The organism is Mesorhizobium sangaii, from assembly GCF_014207355.1.
GTDB classification, from domain to species: Bacteria; Pseudomonadota; Alphaproteobacteria; order Rhizobiales; family Rhizobiaceae; genus Mesorhizobium; species Mesorhizobium sangaii.
The window spans coordinates 401081-419356 of record NZ_JACHEF010000001.1 but is presented as its reverse complement, the minus strand read 5'-3'; the positions used below and the strand labels follow the sequence as shown (position 1 = coordinate 419356).

The 18276-nt window shown below is 62.0% G+C and carries 13 protein-coding genes; 5 read left to right on the top strand and 8 right to left on the bottom strand.

Features of this window, described 5'->3' with window-relative positions:
* Positions 1–133 precede the first annotated feature (133 nt).
* A complete protein-coding gene (locus HNQ71_RS02195; protein WP_184870969.1) occupies positions 134–1915 on the top strand; it encodes a glucan ABC transporter ATP-binding protein/ permease in 1782 nt (593 codons plus the stop codon).
* Positions 1916–2169: 254 nt separating this feature from the next.
* On the top strand, positions 2170–2934 hold the full coding sequence (locus tag HNQ71_RS02190; protein ID WP_184870968.1) for a heme ABC transporter permease: 765 nt from the start codon (positions 2170–2172) through the stop codon (positions 2932–2934).
* A 33-nt stretch (positions 2935–2967) separates the two neighbouring features.
* On the opposite strand, the gene HNQ71_RS02185 is transcribed toward HNQ71_RS02190, so the two are convergent.
* Complete coding sequence (locus tag HNQ71_RS02185; protein ID WP_184870967.1) at positions 2968–4026, bottom strand: D-TA family PLP-dependent enzyme; 1059 nt, start codon at positions 4024–4026, stop codon at positions 2968–2970.
* 291 nt (positions 4027–4317) lie between these two features.
* On the opposite strand from HNQ71_RS02185, the gene HNQ71_RS02180 reads away from it, so the two are divergent.
* The gene (locus HNQ71_RS02180) at positions 4318–5004 is read left to right on the top strand and encodes a D-lyxose/D-mannose family sugar isomerase (protein WP_184870966.1); all 687 of its coding nucleotides are present in this window, start codon (positions 4318–4320) and stop codon (positions 5002–5004) included.
* A gap of 9 nt (positions 5005–5013) precedes the next feature.
* On the opposite strand, the gene HNQ71_RS02175 is transcribed toward HNQ71_RS02180, so the two are convergent.
* The 7 genes from HNQ71_RS02175 to HNQ71_RS02145 form a co-directional block, all read right to left on the bottom strand.
* Complete coding sequence (locus tag HNQ71_RS02175) at positions 5014–6699, bottom strand: tetratricopeptide repeat protein (RefSeq protein WP_184870965.1); 1686 nt, start codon at positions 6697–6699, stop codon at positions 5014–5016.
* A 236-nt stretch (positions 6700–6935) separates the two neighbouring features.
* On the bottom strand, positions 6936–7406 hold the full coding sequence (locus HNQ71_RS02170) for a nucleoside deaminase (protein ID WP_184870964.1): 471 nt from the start codon (positions 7404–7406) through the stop codon (positions 6936–6938).
* Positions 7407–8187: 781 nt separating this feature from the next.
* Complete coding sequence (locus tag HNQ71_RS02165) at positions 8188–8994, bottom strand: SDR family NAD(P)-dependent oxidoreductase (RefSeq protein ID WP_184870963.1); 807 nt, start codon at positions 8992–8994, stop codon at positions 8188–8190.
* Between the two features lie 115 nt (positions 8995–9109).
* Positions 9110–10411, bottom strand: coding sequence for an epoxide hydrolase family protein (locus tag HNQ71_RS02160; protein ID WP_184870962.1), 1302 nt, complete (start codon positions 10409–10411; stop codon positions 9110–9112).
* A gap of 351 nt (positions 10412–10762) precedes the next feature.
* A complete protein-coding gene (locus tag HNQ71_RS02155) occupies positions 10763–11545 on the bottom strand; it encodes an alpha/beta fold hydrolase (protein WP_184870961.1) in 783 nt (260 codons plus the stop codon).
* Between the two features lie 203 nt (positions 11546–11748).
* Positions 11749–12507 (bottom strand): sulfite exporter TauE/SafE family protein, encoded by a 759-nt coding sequence (locus HNQ71_RS02150; RefSeq protein WP_184870960.1) that lies wholly within the window; start codon positions 12505–12507, stop codon positions 11749–11751.
* A gap of 93 nt (positions 12508–12600) precedes the next feature.
* Complete coding sequence (locus HNQ71_RS02145) at positions 12601–12831, bottom strand: DUF1127 domain-containing protein (RefSeq protein WP_246461154.1); 231 nt, start codon at positions 12829–12831, stop codon at positions 12601–12603.
* Positions 12832–13020: 189 nt separating this feature from the next.
* Here HNQ71_RS02145 and HNQ71_RS02140 point away from each other — a divergent pair, with 189 nt between their 5' ends.
* Both HNQ71_RS02140 and HNQ71_RS02135 read left to right on the top strand, forming a co-directional pair.
* The gene (locus HNQ71_RS02140; protein ID WP_184870959.1) at positions 13021–17898 is read left to right on the top strand and encodes a PAS domain-containing protein; all 4878 of its coding nucleotides are present in this window, start codon (positions 13021–13023) and stop codon (positions 17896–17898) included.
* Positions 17895–18266, top strand: a complete 372-nt coding sequence (locus HNQ71_RS02135) for a response regulator (protein WP_184870958.1) — start codon at positions 17895–17897, stop codon at positions 18264–18266. Before HNQ71_RS02140 ends, HNQ71_RS02135 begins: the two co-directional genes overlap by 4 nt.
* The last annotated feature ends 10 nt before the right edge of the window (positions 18267–18276 follow it).

Here is an 18276-nt window from a genome sequence, read left to right as displayed (position 1 = left end):
GATTTCGGAACGTCGCCATCTTTTGTTCGCGAATTGGGAACTGAAGAGGTACACGGCCATTGTTTTGCGACGTATCAACCGATACGAGTCAAATGATGCAGTGCACAATAAACAGCATGGCGGAGTAACTGGGGTGACCCTTCTGCAAATCTACTGGCGAGCGCTCGGTTATCTGGCCGCAGACAGGAAACGCGTCGCGTTGATCTGTTCGGCCAATATCGCCCTCGCGATCATCGCCATTCTCGAGCCGATCATGTTCGGACGAGTGATCGATGCGATTTCCGAACGCGGCTCGGTGTTTGCCACGCTTGCCCTGTGGGCGGGCCTTGGCGCCTTCAACATCGTTGCCTTCGTGCTGGTGGCGCGCGGCGCCGATCGCTTTGCGCACAAGCGGCGCAGCGAGGTGCTTTGCCAGTCGTTCGAGCGCGTGATCACCATGCCGCTTGCCTGGCATCACCAGCGCGGTACCTCCAATGCCTTGCACACCCTGTTGCGCGCGGTCGAGACCCTGTTCAGCCTGTGGCTAGAATTCATGCGTCAGCACCTCTCGACGGCGGTCGCGCTGTTCCTGCTGATCCCGACCGCGATCAGCATGGACCTGCGCATGTCGATGGTGCTGCTGGCGCTCGGCGTGCTCTATGTCGGCATCGGCCGGCTGGTGATGAAGCGGACCAAGGAAGGTCAGGCCGCTGTTGAGCGCCACTACCACAAGGTGTTCGCGCATGTGACGGACTCGGTCTCCAACGTCGCCGTGCTGCAGAGCTACAACCGCCTCGGCCACGAGGCAGACACGCTGCGCCGCTATGTCAAGAACCTGCTCGACGCGCAGAACCCGGTGCTCGACTGGTGGGCGATGGCCAATGCGCTACACCGTCTGTCGTCGACGATCTCGATGATGGTGGTGCTTTTGATCGGCGCCTATCTGGTCACCCATGGCCAGCTGCGCATCGGCGACGTCATCGCCTTCACCGGCTTTGCCACGCTGCTGATCGCGAGGCTCGACCAGATGTCGGCTTTCGCCAACCAGATTTCGGAGGCCCGTGCCAAGCTTGAGGACTTCTACCACCTTGAGGATTCCGCGGCCGACTCCGCCGAGCCGGACGGCTTGCGCGATCTTACCAACGTCACCGGCCATGTCCGCTTCGAGAATGTCGGCTTCGAATTCGCCAATTCGGGCCAGGGCATCGATGACGTCTCCTTCGAGGTCCAGGCCGGTCAGACGGTCGCCATCGTCGGCCCGACTGGCGCCGGCAAGACCACGCTCATCAATCTGCTGCAGCGCGTCTTCTCGCCGTCCCATGGCCGTATCCTGATCGACGGCATCGACACGCGGAACGTGACCCGCAAGTCGCTGCGCCATTCGATCGCCACCGTGTTCCAGGACGCGGGCCTGCTTAATCGCTCGATCGAGGACAACATTCGCGTCGGCCGGGCCGACGCGACCAATGACGAAGTCCATGCCGCCGCCAACGCGGCTGCCGCGCAGGACTTCATCCTGTCCAAGAGCAATGGCTATGACACGCTGGTCGGCGAACGTGGCGGCCAGCTGTCGGGTGGCGAGCGCCAGCGCATCGCCATTGCCCGCGCCGTGCTGAAGGATGCGCCTATCCTGGTGCTCGACGAGGCGACCAGCGCCCTCGACGTCGAGACCGAGGACCGCGTCAAGGAAGCGATCGACGAATTGCGGCGCGACCGCACCACCTTCATCATCGCCCACCGCCTGACCACCGTTCGCGATGCCGATCTGGTCGTGTTCATGGACAAGGGCAGGGTGGTCGAGATGGGCGGCTTTGCCGAACTGTCGATGCGCAATGGCCGCTTTGCCAGCCTGCTGCGCGCCGGTGGCCTGCTCAACGACGAGGAGGTTCGCCGCCTCAGCCGCACCGTGCAGCAACAGCAGGAAGCCGCCGCCTGAGCAGGTGGTGCCTCTGCCTTCTCCCCTTGTGGGAGAAGGTGGCCGAGCGAAGCTCGGTCGGATGAGGGTGTCAGCTTGACGCAAACGAGATTTCAGACGCACGGCTGACAGGGTCACCAACGCCCTATTTCTTCCAGCACCCCTCAACCGTCTTGGCGCTGCGCGCCAATCCACCTTCTCCCACAAGGGGAGAAAGGAAGTGCGACACTGCCGCTCGATTGCCCCAAACGCGCCGGCGGTCTATGTAGAGCCGCATGAGCGACACGACTTCACGCCTGACCGGCTGGATGGATCTTGCCAACCCGACGCGCTTTGTCGGGCTGGCCGACAGGGTCGTGCCATGGCTGGTGTCCATCGCCGCGCTTGTCCTTGCCGTCGGGCTCTATATGAGCTTCACTGCGCCTGAGGATTTCCAGCAAGGCATCACCGTTCGCATCATGTACATCCACGTGCCTTTCGCCTGGCTCGCCATGATGTGCTACACGCTGATGGCGGTCTCCGCACTCGGCACGCTGGTCTGGCGGCATCCGCTGGCCGATGTCGCGCTGAAATCGGCTGCCCCCATCGGCGCGGTCTTCACCGCGCTGGCGCTGATCACCGGCTCGATCTGGGGCAAGCCGATGTGGGGCACCTGGTGGGTCTGGGATGCGCGGCTGACCTCGGTCTTCGTGCTGTTCCTGATGTATCTCGGCATCATCGCGCTGACCCGCGCGCTCGACGATGCCGGACGCGCCGCCTGGGCCGCCGCCATCATCACGTTGGTCGGCTTCATCAACATCCCGATCATCAAATTCTCGGTCGACTGGTGGAACACGCTGCACCAGCCGGCCTCGGTGTTCAGGCTCGGCGGTCCGACCATCGACCCCAGCCTGCTGTGGCCGCTGCTGGTGATGGCCGTCGGCTTCACCGTACTGTTCTTCGCGCTGCACCTGATGGCGATGCGCACGGAAATTCGCCGCCGACGGGTTATCGCAATGCGGCGTGTGGCGGCACGACAGGCCGAGCGGCAGCCAGGCTGATCGGCAACAATCCTGCCTTAGTGACCGCTCGTCTCATCCCATCCGTCCGCGCGCTGCCACCGGCAGTGTTTCCAGCACCTTGTCGCCGTCGATCAGATTGACCTCGTTGAACAGGTTGGTGACCACGCAGCAATGGTCGGGCACGACGCGGACGCGCTCGCCTATGCGCAGCTTGGCATGGTCTGAAAGCGTGACGGTGCCGTGTTCCTCGCTCAAACCCGTCACCCGCGCTCCCGAAACGCCGAGCAGTTCGCCGAAATCGGCGAGCCCCAGCGTGTCGCTGGACAGCGCCTTGCTGCCGGCATCGAGGATGGCCCGCGTTGGCGTGGGATGGCTGACCACCGTCGACAACACGGTCAGCGCGCAATCGTCGAGAGTGCCGACGCCTTTGGCGACCTGATAGCGGTCGAGATAGATGTAGGTGCCGGGGCGATACTCGGTGACGACCGATGCCTCGTTGGAGCGCCACATATCCGGCGTGCCGCCACTGGAGATGCGGTCGCAGGCGACGCCCGAAACGGCCAAGGCCTGCCTGACGTCGGCAAGCCACGCTTCGGCCTCCGCCGCGCGGCCGGCAGCCGGGTAGGTCATCAGCCCGCCGAAGGCGAGGCCGCCGGCCTTGTCGATCTGTCTTGCCAGCGCAACGGCTTCACCGGCCGTCTGCACGCCGCAGCGGCCCATGCCGGTGTCGAACTCGACCAGCACCGGCAGACGATGACCGGCATCGGTGAAGGTGGCCGCCAGCCCCTCGATCGTGTCGACGCTGTCAGCCGTCACCGACAGCGTGACACGGCCATGCAGCGCCAGAAGCCGTTCCAGCTTGGCCCGCCCAAGGATGTTGTAGGGTAGAAAAATATCGGCAAGCCCGGCGTCGGCCATCACCTCGGCCTCGCCGATCTTCTGGCAGGTGATGCCGACGGCGCCGGCCGCGACCTGCTTCTTCGCCCAATAGGGCAATTTGTGCGTCTTGATATGCGGCCGCAGCTTCAGCCCGTTCTTGTCGGCATGGGCCTGGGCGCGGGCAATGTTGGCTTCGGCGCGCGCCGCGTCGATCAGGATCGATGGCGTATCGAGATCGTGTATGGTCGGCATCGTCTGTCACCCTATGGAAATCCGCAGGGTTTATGACGCTGAAAGCGCATGATGTCACGCGGCCAGCGCAGCGGATCTGTGGTCCATGCGCTGAAGCCGCAAGGACGGGCAGGGCGGCAAGATGGATCGACACCGGATCGGCGTTCAGCTATGCGATTTGCCAATGCATGTCGCCCAAAAGTGCGTAGCGGTTTTGGGACAACGACATGCATGCTAACAAGCTGAAGCGCATTGCTTGAACCCCGTCGGACGCGACGCGCTTTAGCAAAATCGACACGAAGGACCATGATCATGAAACGCTCCGCCATCAACGATATCATCCGCGAAGCCGACGCTTTCATCCGCTCGTTCGGCTACATCATGCCGCCCTTCGCCTATTGGTCGCCGCAGGAGGCGAAGGCGCGCCAGGTCGATTCCTCGGCCGTTTTCACCTCACGGCTCGGCTGGGACATCACCGATTACGGCCAGGAAAAGTTCGATGAACTCGGCCTCTTCCTGTTCACCGTCCGCAACGGCCGCTACGAGGACATGAAGAAGGGCATGGGCATGCTCTATGCCGAGAAGATCATGATCTCGCGCAAGGACCAGCTGTCGCCGATGCACCGCCACAACATCAAGGCCGAGGACATCATCAATCGCGGTGGCGGCAAGCTGGTGCTGGAGCTGTTCATGCACGATCGCGACGGAGGCATCGATCCGAAGGCGGAAGTATCGGTGCCCGTCGACGGAACCATCCACAGGCTGCCGGCGGGCGGCCTCCTGAAGCTCGATCCGGGCCAGAGCGTCACGCTGCTGCCCGGCGTCTGGCATGCCTTCTGGGCCGAGGGCAAGGATGTGCTGATCGGCGAGGTGTCGACCGTCAATGACGATCTCACCGACAACGTGTTCCGCGAGCCGATCGGCCGTTTCTCCAACATCGACGAGGACGTCGCCCCGGTGCACCTGCTGGTGTCCGACTATGAGAAGTGGCTGGGGTAGGTCCGGGCCTCAGTGACAGCAGCCTGGCGCTGACTGTACGCTCGTCCTGCACAGGCAGGACGAGCTGATCGGGACGTCCGCCTTGGCCAGCGCCACGGCAAGGCTCGCCTGCAGCGCGGGCAGTTCTTCGGTTTCGCCGCGTCGTTTCAGGCATTCCACCAGCCCGTGCAACGCCCAGACATTGTTTGGGTGCTGGGCGCAGCGCTGCACCTTGCCGCTCAGGCCCAGATCGTCGCGATAGACCTGTTCGGCCTCTTGCGCGTGACCCTGGTCGAGAAGCAGCGCCGCCAGCGCATGGCGCGGCGGGTGCATCCACGCCCACGGCTCGGTGTAGGAGAGATTGTCGTCAAGCTCGACTGCTTGCCGCAGATGGACGTACGCCTCCTCATGCCGGCCCTGGTGATATTCAAGCTCGCCATCGAGGAGAGCCGCGCCGACAGCCAGCGAAGCGCGGGTCGGGTTGCTGAGGAAGCGCCGTTCGGCAGGAATGCCTTCCAGATGCCGGTGGAATTTTTCGCGCTCGCGTTCCGCCTCGGCGAAATGCCTGAGCGTCGCGTGCGCCACACCCTTGGCATAGTGCTGCATGGCCGCCGTCAGCACATAGAGGCCGGGCTCCTGGGACAGCGGCTCGTCGATGATCTCCTGCCAGCGGCCGAACCGCACCTCAACATGCGATTTCATCGCGTGGTAGCCTTCCACCGTCTGCGTGAGCTTGGGCCGGTCGGGCAGGCTGACCACATCGCGCGTCACCAGGCTGCGCACCTTGTCGGCGGCCCAATGTGCCGGCCTGTGCTGGCCGAGCAACATGCAGGTGAACATCATCAGATGCAGGTCGTGGCAGCAGCCGAGCAGGTAGTAGGTCGGCTCGTCCGCATAGGCGAGATAGAGGTCGTTGGCGCGAACCGCCTTCTCACTGGCGAGCTTGGCCTTCTCGTACGCGCCGCACAGCACATAGATGTGACCCGGCATGTGGTTCATGTGCCCGGCATCGGGGCACATTTCGCCGAGCAGGTCGGCTGAGCGCATGCCGCGTTCCGGCATGGTGGACATTTCCAGGAGATGGATGTGCAGGTGGACGATCGCCGGATGCTGTGCTGCGCCCGCCTCGTCGGCAAGCTGGTTCGACCGCTCGCAAACCGCGAGCGCCTCGACCACGTCCGAGTTCGGCGCCGGCGCGCCGGTCTTGAGGTTCCACAGCCGCCGCACCGTGCGCATCATCAGCGCCTCGACCAGCAGCGCCATCACGTCATGGTCGTCGGGAAAGCTTTGATACGCCAGCCGCATCGCGGCGGCGTAGGCGTCATCCCACTGCTCGAATTCCGGCGGCGTCACCCGGTGCGGCTTCTGGAAGCGGCAGGCCAGCGCCTCGATCAATCGCCTTTCGACCTCGCTGGCGGAAGCCGCATTGGCGCGTGCGAGTTGAACATGCTCGAAGCAGCGTTTCGTCGCGATGTTCGCCTCGGCCTCGCCATGCTCCTTCCAGGTCAAATTGTAGAAAGGCCCGGCGGTATAGGCGATGCCCCAATGCACCATCGGGCAATCAGGATCCGTTTCGAGTGCCTTCTCAAAACACCTGATGCCTTCCTCATGGTTGAAGCCGTAGCACCAGTTCAGGCCGATATCGAACCAGCGCTGGGTTTCCTCCGAGCCGGTGGAGATGAGGCGGCGGTAGCTGCCGAGGTTGAAGCGATCCATGGGTCAATCGTGCTTGGCGGCTGGCCGGGGCTTTGGACGGAAAGGTTGCTGTCAATGTGTGCGGGATGGGCTGGTATGGCAACACCGCGGCAGCACCGCTGGGCGGGAGGACTGGTTGCCTTGCCAACTCGTCGGCATGAAGACGGGTGCTTCCAGGGTAAGCACCCGAGTTCTCCTGTTAACACTGGCCCTCATAGCGAGCTAACAGAGCGCTCCGGCCGAGGTTGGAGACCGCGTCAGCGCTTCCAGAATTCGCGGTGCGGTGCGATCAGCTCGTCCGCGATTTCGGGGAAGGGGCCAAAGACCTCGATCTTTTTCTGGCCGGAGTCGAGTACGGTGCGCGAAGAAAGGCTCATCGTCGGATTCTCCGCGTGATTCCCGGTGAGCGCCAGCAGCTTGCTCTCCTCGAAGCCGTAGACCAGCCGGCCGATATTCGCCCAGTAGAGCGTTCCGGTGCACATCGCGCAGGGCTCACCGGTCGAGACCAGCGTGCATTGCCACAGGAACTCCGGCTCGTAGGTCACCGCCGCGCGTCGGGCAAGCTCGGTCTCGGCATGGCGCACCGTGTCGAGATTGCCCTGCCGCATCAGCACGTGGTCGTCCGGCCCGACCAGCACGCAGCCGAACGGATGGTGCCCATGCGCCGCCGCCTCGCGCGCGACCGCGTCGGCGGATCGGAGGTGGGCGAGCATCTGATCGCGGGTCATGGCAAAATCCCCATCACGCCGACATCCGATGAGCGGCTCTTCGAGCCGAGATTGCGGCCAAAGGTACGCGATTGGCAAGAGCTAACCCCGCTTGGGCGTCCACCTGCTCCAAGGCGAGGAGGCGACCGCCGATCGCCTCGGGTCTGGATAACGAGCTGATTTAACTTGGCAACTCTTTGGCTGGGGAACCTGGACAGTAATCCAAGGTTCTTCAAGCCACTGAAATCAAACTGTTCCGGTTTAGTGTTCCGGAATGATGTTACGGAAGGGTGAAATGGCAAGGCTTACCTACCTCGTCGGCGGCATCGCACCGGAAAGCTCTCGCGGATACTACAAATAGCTGCACCCCATCGTGTCCAACTCGCAATCGAGCCCGCCGCCAATTGCGGCGGGCTCGCCCCTTGGCGGTCAGAACGATGCAATTGTGATGCGCCCTCGATCTGTAAGAGCGCGCCGTAAGCGAGTTCCGCGACCACATTCAGGTGAAGTGCCTGCAACAGTTTGACGAGTAGGTCTAGTTCAATACCAATGGAAATAGACGCCGATCGGGAAGCAGGCCGACCAACCGGCCGCCAGCATCTGCTCCAGGTTGGTGCCCGCCCGTCCGGAGCCGGGCGGCGAGAACTTGAGTTCGAGCTGGCCGTCGTCGCTGTGGGCGATGCCGTGATCGCGGCCCTGCCTGTATAGAGGAGCTTCTCCCCCTGGGGGCCGTTGCTGCTTGTGACATGATCGTTCCTATCGGTTTTTGAAGATTGTCGGGAAAAACCTTCGGAGGCCTGCGTCAGGCCGCTGCCGCAACCCCGTAGCGTGCTGCCGGAAGGCGATTTGACAGGTTGGGGAAGAGTTTTTGACGGGCCGCTTCGTAGGCGTCCCAGTCGGCAGCGTCGGGCAGTGCGGGAATGGTCACCAGCTCACCCTGGTCGAAGCCGGCAAGAGCAGCATCGACCATGTCCTCAGCGGACATCAGGATCGCGCTTGGAAGGTTTTCGAGCGGCCTGCCGGAGAGGTCCCAGAAATCGGTGGCGGTGGCGCCCGGCAGTACCGCCTGGATGCGCACGTTACTGGCGGACAGCTCCTTGAACAGCGACAGGCTGAGCGCCAGAACGAAGGCTTTCGTGCCGCCATAGACGCCGTTCAGAGATTCGGGCCGGATGGCAACGATCGACGCGACGTTGACAATCGCCCCTGCGCCACGCGCTGCGAAGGATGGCGCTGCGGCATAGGTGAGGCGGGTCAGCGCGGTCACATTCAGTGCAATCATCCGCTCCATCGCATCTACATCGGCCTCCAGCAATGGGGCGACCGAACCGATGCCGGCATTGTTGACCAGCATGGTGATGCCCGGCTCTGTTGCGAGCAGTGTCTCGACCCGCTTCAGGTCGGCTCTGTCGTTGAGATCCGCGGCAATGACGTTGACGGCGCGGCCAGTCGCACCGGCAATGCGTCCCGCCACCTCGTCGAGTTTATTCCGGCTGCGCGCAACCAGGATGAGGTCGTAGCCGCGGCGTGCGAGCCTGTCGGCGTAGATCGCGCCGATCCCTGAAGAGGCGCCTGTGACAACTGCGATGCCTTTGGAAGGAGTAGACATTTTTATTCTCCGATCAGTTTTTTGCGCCGGCTGGGCGATTGCGGAATGCGCGGCCGGGGGGAGGACCCGGCCGCGCGTGCGGCAGTGAGCGGTGGGGGAGGCCGCCCTGTCGCTGTTAGATCTGCTGGCGCAGCGGCCGGAACGCAGCGCGCAGCTCTTCGGAAAAGACTTTCGGCTGTTCCCAGGCAGCGAAGTGGCCGCCCTCATCGAGCTTGTTGTAGTGAATGAGCTTCGGGTAGGCTTTCTCTGCCCAGCTCTTCGGCGCTGCATAGATCTCATCGGGGAAGGCACTCACGGCAACCGGCAGCTTGACGCCGCGAACGTCGAAGAAGCCTGCGCCATTCGAGATCTGCGTCGTATCCCAGTAGAGCCGTGCCGAAGAGACCGCCGTATTCGTCAGCCAGTAAAGCGTGACGTTGTCGAGGATGTCATCGCGCGTCAGGCCCTCGGTCGCCCCGTCAAAGACGCGTGCGATGAGGTCATAGCTGCGGATGTCATGGTCGAGCATCCACGCCGCCAGGCCGACCGGCGAGTCGGCGATGCCGTAGAGGCTCTGCGGCCGGTTCGACATTTCCAGCGCATAGCCCAGCCCCTTGCCGTAGAATTCAACCAGCTGGTCCCACGCATTGCGCTCTTCGGCGGTAAGGTCGGCGGGAGGCGCCTCGTGGAAGGCCAGCGCCTTCGAGATGTTGGCCGGGACGGTGGCAGCCATGTTGGTGTGGATGCCAAGCAATCCCCGCGGCTGCTGTAGGGCCATGATCTCGGAGACGGCATTGCCCCAGTCTCCGCCCTGGGCCACATATTTCGTGTAGCCAAGACGCTGCATCAGCGTTGCCCAGGCCTGGCCGATGGTGACAGGGGTCCAGCCGGGCGCCGTCGGTTTGCCGGAGAATCCGTGACCAGGCAGCGAGGGGATCACGACGTCAAACGCGTCGGCCGCCCTGCCACCATGCGCCGTCGGATCGGTAAGCGGGCCGATGATCTTTAGCTGTTCGATGATCGAGCCCGGCCACCCATGTGTCACGATCAGCGGCAATGCGTTCTCGTGCTTTGAACGCACGTGAATGAAGTGAATGTCCAGTCCATTGATCTCGGTGACGAACTGGGGCAGGGCATTGAGCCGCGCTTCCACCTTGCGCCAGTCGTGATCGGTCGCCCAGTACTGCGCGAGCTTCTGGACCGTCGCCAACTGCACACCCTGGGAGTGATCCGGGACGGTTTCCTTGTCAGGCCAACGGGTCGCTGCCACACGGCCGCGCAGATCGTCGAGCTGCTCTTGGGGGATATTGATCGTGAAGGGACGGATCGCTTCCGCTGCTTCCGCGCCCAGGGCTTTCGGCATCATGCTCATAGCGCCGACCGCGGCGGTAGCGGCGAGAAGCTCACGTCTCGTGGGGGAAAGGAGATCTTTTGACATAGCGTCCTCCTATGCAAAGAAAACTCGTTTGACTTATGCATAGTTCTGTCGCCATCGACGCTTAGGCTATTGCACCAAGGTATCGGCAATACTTTGGGATTGGTCCGAAGCCTGATTGCGCAACTTGGAGGTGAAGCCGCGGAGCAATGCACGCGTGTCGGCGCTGGAGCTCGACCGCATTGCGCGTGCGGGTGTGGGGCTTGGTAAGAATGCAGTTTCGCGTCGTGACGTGAGTGCGGCGGGCGCCAAGGCGCCCGCCGCACTCAGATCGGCAATGTTGCATTTGTGGGGTCTATCCAGTGCGACACCACGTGGAGCCGGCGAGGCCGCCGCTCTTTACTGCTCCAAACGTCATTTGACGGCTTCGACCGCCTCCAGAATGACCGCGGTCACTTCTTTTGGGTGCGACAGCATCGGAACATGGCTGGACGCGATGGCCGTGACATGGGCTTTCATGGCCTTCGCGCCGTCCGCGAGCAGCTTGGGGTCGATCATCTGGTCATTCTCGGTGACCACCGCCCAGCTTGGCTTCGACTTCCATGCAGCCGTCGTCACCTTCTCGTCGAAGTTCGCGCCGCGCACAGGGCCTTGCGTGACCGCGATCAGGTTGGACTCCGCCTTGGGAACATCCGGGGCAAAGTATTTGGCGATATCGTCGTGTGACAGTGTCAGAAAGCCCGCGGCATCAACCTGCGGATGCGCCAATCCGGGCGGGGTGGGGTAGTTCTTGATGAGATCGGACGTCGACTGACCATCGCCGGGCGAGAAAGCGGCGACATAGACCAGCGCCTTGACGTGGTCGTCATTGCCGGCCTGGGTAATGACGGTACCTGCCCAGGAATGGCCGACCAGAACCACCGGACCTTTCTGCTCCGCAATGGCGCGCTGCGTTGCGGCGACGTCGTCAGCAAGCGAGGTCAGTGGATTTTGGACCGCGACAACGTGCAATCCCTTTTTCTGCAGCAGCGGAATGACCTTCGCCCAGGAGGAGCCGTCGGCGAAAGCGCCATGAACGAGAACGACTGTCGTTGCGGCAGGCTCCGCCAATGTTGGCGTCGAACCGGCAGCGGCGGCGAGGAGCAAGGCTCCCGCAAAGATCGCTCGCCGAATGCCAAGTTTTGAGATGCTTGTCATGAATTCTCTCCTTCGTGGCTACGTCATTTTGCTTGTGATGCCCAGACTGATGCCCGTTCAACGACGGCAGTGCCATTGCACATTGGTATTGGATTCGCCATACGTTTGGATCGGCTCGAGATCACAGAGACGGACAGGCGTCGTGTTGATGAGCCAGGCCACCCTCTCGCGCCGGCAGATGGCAATCATCTCCCGAGCGCGGTCTACACAAGATAGCCGCAGACGCCGTCCCATAACAACTTGAACGCCGTCACGATCAGGAGTCCGTAGCAGGCTCTATAAAGCTGGCGCTGATCGAGCTTTCCGTGAAGCCGCCAACCCAGCCATACGCCGGCGGGAATGGCGAGCAGACAAACGGCCATCACGACCCAGGTGTTGCCCTCCGGCCTCGACAGCACCAGCCAAGGCACCGCCTTGATCAAGTTGCCGACAGTGAAGAACAGGCTCGTCGTCCCCGCATAGACGTCCTTGCTGAGCCCGAGCGGCAGCAGATACATGGCAAGCGGCGGTCCGCCCGAATGTGCCACCATAGTTGTGATACCCGATGCTAGGCCGGCGCCAACCGCCTTCGGCGATGAGCGCGGTCGAATCGTGACGTTCGCTCCCGCGGCAAACCAAAGGCCGACGAAGATCAGGGTGGTCACCGCCATGACGATCGATATGGCGCGGTGGTCCAGAACGCGAAACAGCAGATAGCCAAGTCCTATCCCGACCACGAGGCCTGGCAACAACAGCAATAGGTCGGGCTTCGACCATGTCGACGACTTCCAGTAGCGCAATGCGACCAGGTCCGTCGCAACGAAAAGCGGCGCCAGGAGGCCACCCGCCGTCACCGGATCCATGACAATCGACAACAGCGGAATGCCAATGATGGCAACTCCACCGCCGAACGCGCCCCGCATGAACGAGATCAGGAAAACGCCGGCAAAAGCGACAATTATCGTGGCGGCCGTCAGCTCCATGCGGAAACTCCAGCTTCCCGTTGACTGTGTGTCGGAAGTTCAGCCGAGCTGTCCGCGGCGCAAGCAACAGCGCCGCGGATTTAGGCGGTTACGTCAATCAGCGAACCAGCGGCGCGCTTCGCGGTTGGCTTCAAGGCGCGACCGACCAATGTCTTTCAGCAGTTCGTCGCTCAGTTCGAGCAGGGCCTTGCGCGAGCGCCGCTTCTTCACCTGCCGCTCCAACCAGGCCATCCTGGACGTGACCGAGAAAGCCGAATCGCAGGTCTGTTCGAGGTCGTCGTCCAGCCCCTTCGGCATCAGGTAATTTGTCTTGATCGTGGCCATTGACGTATCCTTTGGTTCCAACTGAACCTTGGTAGAACTGGCCCGTCGCCGCAGAAGAATCGATTGCACGAAGGTGTCGGCAATACTTTTGGACTGTCCGTGGCGAGACCGACAAAACCGACACCAAGGCATAATAGACGTTTGCCGGACGCTGGCGCAGTTTAGCCGACAGGCTGGAAAGGATAGCGCATGAAGAGTGGTCAGGGCGGCATACTGGATGCGCTGCCGGCCATGGCGTGGACCGCGCTGCCCGACGGAAGCATTGACCTTATAAATCGACGCTGGTGCGACTACTGCGGCATCTGTTGGGACGAGCAGCGCAGCCGCGGTTGGCAGGCCGTTGTCCATCCAGACGATCTGGAAAGACTACTCCAAGACTGGCAATCGATCATCGCTTCCGGTCAGCCCGCCGAGATTGATGCGCGTATACGCCGCGCGGACGGAGAGTATCGCAGGTTCCTGATCCAATGCAGCCCGGTGCACGACCAGACAGGACAGCTCGGCAAATGGTGCGGAGTTGCAACCGAAGTCGGGGGCGCGCGGAGCGCGGAGGAGACATTCAATCAGCAGGAGTTCGATTTTCAGTCGCTCGTAGAGAGCATTCCAATTCCGGTTGCCGTGACCACGCCGACAGGCGAGGTCGAAGGTCTCAATCAGCTGACCCTCGACTATTTTGGCAAAACGTTTGAGGAGTTGAGAGACTGGAAGGTGTCCGAGGTCGTCCACCCCAATGACCTCGAGCACACCATCGCGGCCCAGGTCGCTGCGCACCAGAAGGGCGGCTCTTATAACGTCGAGAGTCGCCACCGTCGCGCCGACGGAGTCTATCGCTGGTACAACGTGCTCGGCATGCCTTTGCGTGATGCGCGCGGTCAAATCCTGCGCTGGTTCCACTTCCTGATCGATATCGAGGATCGCAAGCAGGCCGAACAGGCACTGCGCGAGAGCGAATACCAGTTACGTCTCATCGTCGACAGCATTCCATCCTGCGCTTCGCTGCTGAGTCCCTCCGGCGAAATCAGAGTTGCTAACCGCCAGATGTGTGAATACTTCGGCAAAACCCTCGAGGAACTGCAGCGCTGGTCCACCGGCGACGCGGTCCATCCAGGCGATCTTCCCGGTTTGCTGCAACGCTTCAAGCACGCCATGGCGACGGGCGAGGCCTATGAATATGAGCAGAGGCATCGCCGCTTCGATGGCGTGTATCGATGGTTCCAGGTGCGTGGCTCTCCGATCCGAGATGGCGAGCACCGGCTCTTGGGCTGGAATCTCCTGTACACCGACATTGACGACTTGAAGCGCGCGCAGGAAGCGCTAGCTACGAGCGAGCGCAATCTACAGGCGACCTTGGATACCATTCCTGCCAGGGTAGGCGTCTTCAGCGATGACGGAAGGCTCGTATCCGTCAACAAACGTACAGTCCAGCTGTCCGGTATTCCCAGCGTCGCCGACTGGAGGCTCATCTTCCATCCTGACGATCTGCCGCTCGCCGAGAGCCGATGGAACGAATGCCGGATCACTGGAGAGGATTTCGAATGCGAGTATCGCGCTCGCATGGCAGACGGGACGTATCGATGGCACTTGGGGCGCCGCGTGCCGATGCGCGACGAAGCTGGGAAGATAGTCCGCTGGTATGGCATCGCCCACGATATCGAGGATCGTAAGCGCGCGGAGCAAGCGTTGCAGGAAAGCGAGCGCCAGTCTCGCCTGATTGTCGACAGCATCCCGGCCAGGGTTGGCATCTACGATACAGAGGGAAACCGCATTTCCGCCAACAAGCAAGCGCTCGAGTTGAGTGGCTACGCCGTTGGGTCAGATTGGCGAGAGGTTTTTCATCCCGACGATCTGGAACGCGCCGAGGAACTCTGGCGTGCATCTCTGGCCAGCGGCGAGCCGTTCGAATGCGAGTATCGCGCGCGCATGGCTGACGGGACGTATCGCTGGCACATAGGGCGCCGAGTGGCGATGCGCGACGAGACCGGAAAGGTGATCCGCTGGTATGGTGTCAGCACCGACATCGAGGATCGAAAGCGCGCCGAGCAGGCGCTTGCGGCAAGCGAACGTGAATTACGTCTGATCCTGGACTCGATTCCTGCAAGGGTCAGCGTACACGACACCAATGGCATCCGTGTTTCCGCCAACAGGCAAGCGATCGAGCTCAGTGGACTGCCGGGGGATGCCGATTGGAGGGAGCTGTTCCATCCGGATGACGTTGGGCTCGCGGAAAGGCTATGGCGAGAGAGCCTCGCCAAGGAAGAGCCCTTCGAGGCTGAATACCGCGCGCGGATGGCGGATGGCACATATCGTTGGCATCTAGGGCGCCGGGTGCCAATCCGCGACGAGACGGGAAAGGTGATCCGCTGGTATGGCGTCAGCTCCGACATCGAGGATCGAAAGCGTGCCGAGCAGGCGCTGGCGGCGAGCGAGCGCAATCTGCAGGCGACCATCGACAGCATTCCGGTACGGGTTGGCATTTACAACGCGGACGGCACAAACGTGTACGTCAACAAGCGTACGCTCGAACTGAGTGGCCAGCCCAGCGGCACCGATTTTCGGCGCCTTTTCCATCCCGACGACTTGCCGCTCGTCGAAAGTCGCTGGCGAGAATGCCTGGCCACCGAGGAACCGTTCGAATGCGAGTATCGCGCCATCATGGCCGACGGGTCGTATCGCTGGCACATAGGCCGACGCGTGCCGATGCGCGACGAGACAGGAAAGGTGATCCGTTGGTATGGCGTCACCTCGGATATCGAGGATTTGAAACGTGCCGAAGAGGCGCTGCGCGTAAGCGAGCGGTGGTCCCGGCAGATCCTGGACAGCATTCCCGGGATGGTCGCCGTTTTCGACGCAACCGGAGAGGCTGAAGAGCTGAGCAAGCAATTCCTTGGCTATCTCGGTCAGACACGGGACGAATTCGCGAATTGGCCAATCAACGGCACGGTTCATCCTGACGATCTTGTGCGTCACACCGAGACCGTAAAACGATCGCTCGATACCCATGTTCCGATGGATTTCGAAACCAGGCTGCGACGTTTCGACGGCATCTATCGCTGGTTCCAGATTCGGAGCAATCCGGCTCGGGATGCCGCGGGCGATGTTATTCGCTGGTATTGCCTGGCCACCGACATCGAGGATCGAATGAGGACCGAGCAGGCGCTGGCGGCAAGCGAGCGCAATCTGCAGCTTACCATCGATACGATTCCGACTCTTGCCTGGGCGGCGCGTTTGGATGGCACCGCCGAGTTCCTTAACAAGCACTATCTCGACTATATCGGCCTTACCGCCGAAGGGGCGAAGGATTGGGGCTGGGCGGCCGCGGTTCATCCCGACGATATGACTGGTTTGGCCGATACTTGGCAAACCATCATGGCTTCGGGAAAGCCGGGAGAGACCGAAGCGCGGCTGCGGCGCCATGACGGCGAATACCGATGGTTCCTGTTCCGCGCCAATCCGCTGCACGACGAACATGGCAACATCGTCAGATGGTATGGCGTCAACACCGACATCGAAGACCGCAAGCGCAGTGAAGAGGGTTTCCGCGCCATCGTGGAAACGACGCCCGAATGCGTGAAAGTCGTAGCCCGCGACGGCACGGTTCTGCGCACCAATGCGGCCGGCGCGATAATGGCAGGTGTGCCATCCATAGATAACGTCATCGGGCAGCGATTTTTCGACTTCGTGGCTCCCGAGCATCAGGAAAAATATCACCAGTTCCACGAGCAGATTTGCGCCGGCGAGAAAGGCTTTCTGGAGTTCGACCTCATCAATGCTCATGGCGTTCGCCGGCACATGGAGACGCACGCCGCTCCGCTGCGCACCAGCGATGGCTCAATCGCACAGCTTGGTGTCACGCGCGACATGACGGCGCGCAAGCGAGCGGAAGACGCCCTCAGGCGCAGCGAGGCGTTCCTGGCGGAAGGCCAGCATCTCGCACGGATGGGCAATCTTTCCTGGCACGTCACCAGCGGCGAGATCATCTGGTCTGAGCAGCTCTACCGCATCTTCGAGTTTGAGCCGGACACGGTCATTACGATCGATCGGATGGCCAGCCGCGTCCACCCCGAAGACATGCCGATGATTGTCAATACGGTTGAGCGGGCGCAACGCGGCGATCGCGAGTTCGAATGCCAGCCCCGGATCGTGCTGCCCGATCAGTCGGTCAAATATCTGCACCTGATCGCGCACCGGGCTGGATGCCACGGCGATGGCCAGATCGAATATATCGGCGCCGTTCTCGACATAACGCAACGCCGGCTTTCTGAAGAGGCGCTCGAGAAGCTTAGATCGGAGCTTGCGCAGGTCACCCGCATCATGAGCCTCGGCGCCTTGACCGCCTCGATCGCCCACGAGGTCAACCAACCGCTGGCGGGCATCATAACCAATGCCAGCACGTGCCTTCGCATGCTGGCCAGCGACCCGCCCAACGTCGATGGAGCGCAGGAAACAGCGCGGCGCACGATACGCGACGGCAAGCGTGCGGCGGACGTGATCGCGCGATTGCGCGCCTTGTTCACCAAGCGCGCGGTGACCGTCGAGCCGGTCGATCTCAACGACGCAGCGCAGGAGGTCGTCGCACTGCTATCGGCGGATCTGCAACGCAACCGCGTGATGCTGCGCATAGAGCTGGCTGACGAACTGCCGATGGTTGCCGGCGATCGCGTCCAGCTCCAGCAGGTTATCATGAACCTCTTGCGCAATGCGGCGGATGCAATGCGTGACATCAAAGACCGGCCGCGGCTTTTGCAGGTTCGGACCGCAGATGACGAAGATGGACAGGTTCGCCTCACCGTGCGCGATGCGGGCATCGGTTTTAGCCCCGAAGGGGCTGAACGGCTGTTCGAGGCGTTCTACACGACAAAGAGCGATGGCATGGGTATTGGCCTCTCCGTCAGCCGATCGATCATAGAAAGACACAATGGACGTCTTTGGGCGCAAGCCAACGATGGCCCCGGAGCAACATTCGCGTTTTCAATCCCGCATTGTTCGACGGATGCAATGTCCGTCGACGATGTTGTCATGACCACGGTGGCGCGTGGCACTACCCAAATCCCATCGGAGTTTTCATGAAAATTGCGCATCCCCTCGTGTCGATTGTCGATGATGACGAGTCCGTACGCGAGTCTCTCCCCGATCTTCTTAGGGAGCTCGGCTTTAGCGCCAACGCGTTTCCCTCGGCTGAAGGGTTCCTGGCATCTGACTACCTCGGCCAAACCAGATGCCTGATCCTCGACGTCGCTATGCCCGGCATGACCGGTCCGGAATTGCATCTCGAGTTGCTGCGCCGCGGGCAGAGAATTCCAACCATATTCATCACGGCTCTCAAGGATGACACGGTGCGGCCGCGGCTCATCGAGCAAGGGGCTGTGGATTGCCTGTTCAAACCGTTCACAGAGGACGCCCTGCAGGAGGCTTTGAGTTCGGCGCTACCGGACTGACGCGCACCGC

Excerpts from the sequence above, each read along its gene's own strand:
- HNQ71_RS02170 (WP_184870964.1), bottom strand. The coding sequence starts at position 7,406 with ATGACCCGCGATCAGATGCTCGCCCACCTCCGATCCGCCGACGCGGTC.
- HNQ71_RS02165 (WP_184870963.1), bottom strand. The coding sequence starts at position 8,994 with ATGTCTACTCCTTCCAAAGGCATCGCAGTTGTCACAGGCGCCTCTTCA.
- HNQ71_RS02160 (WP_184870962.1), bottom strand. The coding sequence starts at position 10,411 with ATGTCAAAAGATCTCCTTTCCCCCACGAGACGTGAGCTTCTCGCCGCT.
- HNQ71_RS02175 (WP_184870965.1), bottom strand. The coding sequence starts at position 6,699 with ATGGATCGCTTCAACCTCGGCAGCTACCGCCGCCTCATCTCCACCGGC.
- HNQ71_RS02150 (WP_184870960.1), bottom strand. The coding sequence starts at position 12,507 with ATGGAGCTGACGGCCGCCACGATAATTGTCGCTTTTGCCGGCGTTTTC.
- HNQ71_RS02145 (WP_246461154.1), bottom strand. The coding sequence starts at position 12,831 with ATGGCCACGATCAAGACAAATTACCTGATGCCGAAGGGGCTGGACGAC.
- HNQ71_RS02185 (WP_184870967.1), bottom strand. The coding sequence starts at position 4,026 with ATGCCGACCATACACGATCTCGATACGCCATCGATCCTGATCGACGCG.
- HNQ71_RS02140 (WP_184870959.1), top strand. The coding sequence starts at position 13,021 with ATGAAGAGTGGTCAGGGCGGCATACTGGATGCGCTGCCGGCCATGGCG.
- HNQ71_RS02135 (WP_184870958.1), top strand. The coding sequence starts at position 17,895 with ATGAAAATTGCGCATCCCCTCGTGTCGATTGTCGATGATGACGAGTCC.
- HNQ71_RS02190 (WP_184870968.1), top strand. The coding sequence starts at position 2,170 with ATGAGCGACACGACTTCACGCCTGACCGGCTGGATGGATCTTGCCAAC.
- HNQ71_RS02155 (WP_184870961.1), bottom strand. The coding sequence starts at position 11,545 with ATGACAAGCATCTCAAAACTTGGCATTCGGCGAGCGATCTTTGCGGGA.
- HNQ71_RS02180 (WP_184870966.1), top strand. The coding sequence starts at position 4,318 with ATGAAACGCTCCGCCATCAACGATATCATCCGCGAAGCCGACGCTTTC.